We start from the raw sequence: 4,078 nt of genomic DNA on the forward strand, positions 1-4,078 counted from the left end.
AGGAGGACGAGGCGATCGTCGCGCGCATCACGCCGCTCGTGCCGGAGCTGATCGCGAAGCATCAGCAGAAGATCGTCGAGCGGCTGCAGGAAGCGCTCGGCATCGCCGCGCCGGAAGGCAGCGCGCCGATCGTGTCGCGCGAGGAAGCAGCCGAGCGCATCCGCCAGGAAGTGACGATGTACGGCATCCGCATCGACATCGCGGAAGAACTGTCGCGCCTCACCGCGCACCTGAACGAAACGCGTCATGTGATCGAGAAGGGCGGCCGCGTCGGCAAGCGCCTCGACTTCATGATGCAGGAACTGAATCGCGAAGCAAACACGCTCGGCTCGAAAGCGGCGGCGAAGGAACTTGCCGATGCGTCGATGGCGCTCAAGCTGCTGATCGAGCAGATGCGTGAGCAAGTGCAAAACCTGGAGTAACGCAACATGACCGAATCCACCCACGACGGCCACGCCGCGCATTCGCTGCACGCCGGCATTTATCCCGGCAACCTGTTCATGGTCGTCGCGCCGTCGGGCGCGGGTAAGTCCACGCTCGTCAACGCGCTGCTGTCGAAGGACAGCGACATCTGCCTGTCGATCTCGTACACGACGCGCAAGCCGCGTCCCGGCGAGCAGGACGGCCAGCATTACCACTTCACGACCGTCGAGGATTTCCGCGCGCGTCACGCGGCGCACGAGTTCCTCGAGAGCGCGGAAGTGCACGGCAACTACTACGGCACTTCGCGCATCTGGATCGAAGAGCAGATGAAGAGCGGCCACGACGTGCTGCTCGAAATCGACTGGCAGGGCGCGCAGCAGGTGAAGAAGCAGTTCCGCAACGCGGTCGGCATCTTCATCCTGCCACCGTCGCTCGACGCGCTCGAAGAGCGTCTGAAAAAGCGCGGCCAGGACGAGCCGAACGTGATCACGCGCCGTCTGCTTGCCGCCGGCAGCGAGATGGCGCATGCATCGGAAGCGGAGTACGTGGTGATCAACGAGAATTTCGATCGCGCGCTCGCCGAACTGGAATGCATCGTCGCCGCGACGCGTTTGCGATTTGCTTCGCAGTACGCGCGACATGCCGAGCTCTTCATCGAGCTCGGCATCCATCTGCCGCATGCGGAATGACGGTGGTGGACGAGGGACATAAGGTAGAATAGGCACTATATTCAGAAGGAATTACCCAACATGGCTCGCATTACCGTCGAAGACTGCCTGAAGCAGATCCCCAACCGCTTCGAACTGGCGCTCGCCGCCACCTATCGCGCGCGGCAGCTCGCGCAAGGCCATACGCCGAAGATCGAAAGCCGCGACAAGCCGACCGTCGTTGCGCTGCGTGAGATCGCGGCCGGCCAGGTTGGCCTCGAGATGCTGAAGAAGGTGCCGGTCTAAGGCGCACCGGTTCAGTCCAGCCATGTAGTCCGCGCGCGCCACGATTGCTGACCCCTGGAGGCGAATATGAGCACCACACCATCGTCCGCCTCCGCGGATCCGGGCACCGAAACCACCGCGCAATCGCCCGCGCGCCAATACATCGACGCGGTCCTCGAACAATCGTTCCGTCATCTGTTCGGGCCGACCGCCACGCCGGAGCAGCCGCGCAAGCACGGCGTCGTTTCGATTGCGAAACTGACTGCCGCGCTTGCCGAGTATCTCCCTCCGGAGGAAATCAAAGAGGTCAAGGCGGCGTTCCATTTCAGCGACGAAGCCCACCTCGGTCAATATCGCCAGAGCGGCGAACCCTATATCACCCATCCCGTCGCCGTCGCGGAAATCTGCGCCGGCTGGAAGCTCGACGCGCAGGCAATCATGGCCGCGCTCCTGCATGACGTGATGGAGGACCAGGGCGTGACCAAGAGCGAACTGGCCGAGCGGTTCGGGCCCAAGGTCGCGGAACTGGTCGACGGCCTGTCCAAGCTCGACAAGATGGAGTTCCGCAGCCGCGAGGAAGCGCAGGCGGAAAACTTCCGCAAGATGCTGCTCGCGATGGCGCGCGACGTGCGGGTCATCCTCGTCAAGCTCGCCGACCGCCTGCACAACATGCGCACGCTCGGCGCGGTGCCGATGGAAAAGCGCCGCCGCGTGGCGCGCGAGACACTCGATATCTACGCGCCGATCGCGCACCGCCTCGGGCTGAACAATACCTATCGCGAGCTGCAGGACATGAGCTTCGCGAACTTCAACCCGCATCGCTACGCGACGCTGGAGAAGGCGGTGAAGGCGGCGCGCGGCAATCGTCGCGAAGTGATCGGCAAGATCCTCGAATCGGCGCAGCGCGCGGTCGCCGACGCGAAGATCGACGCCGAGATCACCGGGCGCGAAAAGACCATCTACAGCATCTACCGGAAGATGCGCGACAAGCAGCTGTCGTTCTCGCGGGTGCTCGACGTGTACGGTTTCCGTGTCGTCGTCGAGAATCCGCTCGACTGCTATACGTGCATCGGCGCGCTGCATGCGCTCTACAAGCCGGTGCCGGGCAAGTTCAAGGACTACATCGCGATCCCGAAGATCAACGGCTATCAGTCGCTGCACACGACGGTCGTCGGCCCGTTCGGCGCGCCGATCGAATTCCAGGTGCGCACGCGCAAGATGCACGAGATCGCGGAGGCGGGCGTCGCCGCACACTGGCTGTACAAGCACGGCGGCGCGGACCTGAGCGACGTGCAAAAGCGCGCGCATCAGTGGCTGAAGTCGCTGCTCGACATCCAGAGCGAGGCGGGCGATTCGAGCGAATTCCTCGAGCACGTGAAGATCGACCTGTTCCCGGATGCGGTCTACGTGTTCACGCCGAAGTCGAAGATCATGGCGTTGCCTCGCGGCGCGACCGCGCTCGACTTCGCATATTCGATCCACAGCGATCTCGGCAATCAGTGCGTCGCCGTGAAGATCAACAACGAATTGCTGCCGCTTCGTACCGAACTGAAGAGCGGCGATATCGTCGAGGTGATTACCGCGCCGTATTCGAAGCCGAATCCCGCGTGGCTGGGCTTTGTGCGCACCGGCAAGGCGCGCTCGGCGATCCGTCACTATCTGAAGACGATGCGCCTGAACGAGTCGGTGCAGCTCGGCGAGCGTCTCGTCGACCAGAGCCTGAAGGGCTACGGTCTCGCGCTCGCGGATGTCACGCCGGAAGTCTGGGACAAGCTCGTCCAGTGGACGGGCAACAAGAGCCGCCAGGAAATTTTCGCGGACATCGGCCTCGGCCGCCGCGTTGCGGCGGTGATGGCAAAGCGCATCGAAGTGCTGATGAGCGGCCGCGATGCCGACGACGATCTGCCGAAGGCGGAGCGGCATGCATCGCACCATGCGCCGCCTGTCGTGATCACGGGCACCGAGGGGATGTCGGTGCAGTTGTCGGCGTGCTGCCGCCCGATTCCGGGCGACGACATCATGGGGTATATCGGCATCGGCCTCGGGATGGCGATTCATACGACCGATTGCCGTGTCGCCCGGCGTATTCATCGCCGCGATCCGGGTCGCTGGATCGACGTTGCATGGGCGCCGCAGCCGGGCCGCCTGTTCGATGTCGCGGTGAAGGCGCTCGTGAAGAACACGAAGGGGATCTTCGCGCGCGTGGCGGCGGATATCACGTCGGCCGATGCGAACATCGTCCACATCGCGATGGACGAGGATCTCACGCACGAATCGACGGTGCTGCGCTTCGTGATCCAGGTCAGCGATCGCGTCCATCTGGCGAACGTGATGCGGCGTGTGCGTACCAACCCGGATGTGATGCGGATCACCCGCGAGCGCTCGACCGACGACGGTACGCATGCGCGTCATGACGGCGGGATGCGGATCGAGCGCGAGCGGCAGGATTACTGATCCTGGTGCGCGGGCGGGGCGGCGGCGACAGGGCCGCCGTTTTTTTTGAGCTTGTTCGGTGGTGCAGGGCGTGACAGCAAGGTCTGCTGCCGACGGATGGCGATCGCGCATGGAGGGGTAAAAGAAAAAGGGCTTTCCCGGAGGAAAGCCCTTTTGAAGTGGCGCGGCTGGCAGGATTCGAACCCACGACCCCTTGGTTAGTAGCCAAGTACTCTATCCAACTGAGCTACAGCCGCACGCAAAGCGGTACTACTTCAACTGACAGAGCC

General features: G+C 63.5%; 4 protein-coding genes and 1 tRNA gene. 4 read left to right on the forward strand and 1 reads right to left on the reverse strand.

Annotated features, from left to right (window positions below; all coding sequences use genetic code 11):
* The 4 genes from KH616_RS22405 to KH616_RS22420 form a co-directional block, all read left to right on the forward strand.
* Positions 1 to 422, forward strand: a 422-nt coding sequence (locus KH616_RS22405; protein WP_292252098.1) for a DUF1732 domain-containing protein, incomplete at its 5' end; no start/stop codon positions are given.
* Positions 423 to 428: 6 nt separating this feature from the next.
* Entirely contained in the window at positions 429 to 1,112 is a 684-nt protein-coding gene (gmk, locus tag KH616_RS22410; RefSeq protein WP_292252099.1) for a guanylate kinase, read from the forward strand.
* 60 nt (positions 1,113 to 1,172) lie between these two features.
* Positions 1,173 to 1,376, forward strand: coding sequence for a DNA-directed RNA polymerase subunit omega (gene rpoZ, locus KH616_RS22415; RefSeq protein ID WP_006400783.1), 204 nt, complete (start codon positions 1,173 to 1,175; stop codon positions 1,374 to 1,376).
* Positions 1,377 to 1,442: 66 nt separating this feature from the next.
* Positions 1,443 to 3,809 carry a bifunctional (p)ppGpp synthetase/guanosine-3',5'-bis(diphosphate) 3'-pyrophosphohydrolase gene (locus tag KH616_RS22420; RefSeq protein WP_292252100.1) on the forward strand — a complete coding sequence of 789 codons (2,367 nt, stop codon included), beginning with the start codon at positions 1,443 to 1,445 and terminating at the stop codon, positions 3,807 to 3,809.
* 159 nt (positions 3,810 to 3,968) lie between these two features.
* On the opposite strand, the gene KH616_RS22425 is transcribed toward KH616_RS22420, so the two are convergent.
* Positions 3,969 to 4,045, reverse strand: a tRNA-Ser gene (locus KH616_RS22425).
* Positions 4,046 to 4,078 lie beyond the last annotated feature (33 nt).

Source organism: Burkholderia sp., assembly GCF_018375725.1.
Classification (GTDB): Bacteria; Pseudomonadota; Gammaproteobacteria; order Burkholderiales; family Burkholderiaceae; genus Burkholderia.

Excerpts from the sequence above, each read along its gene's own strand:
- KH616_RS22420 (WP_292252100.1), top strand. The coding sequence starts at position 1,443 with ATGAGCACCACACCATCGTCCGCCTCCGCGGATCCGGGCACCGAAACC.
- rpoZ (WP_006400783.1), top strand. The coding sequence starts at position 1,173 with ATGGCTCGCATTACCGTCGAAGACTGCCTGAAGCAGATCCCCAACCGC.
- gmk (WP_292252099.1), top strand. The coding sequence starts at position 429 with ATGACCGAATCCACCCACGACGGCCACGCCGCGCATTCGCTGCACGCC.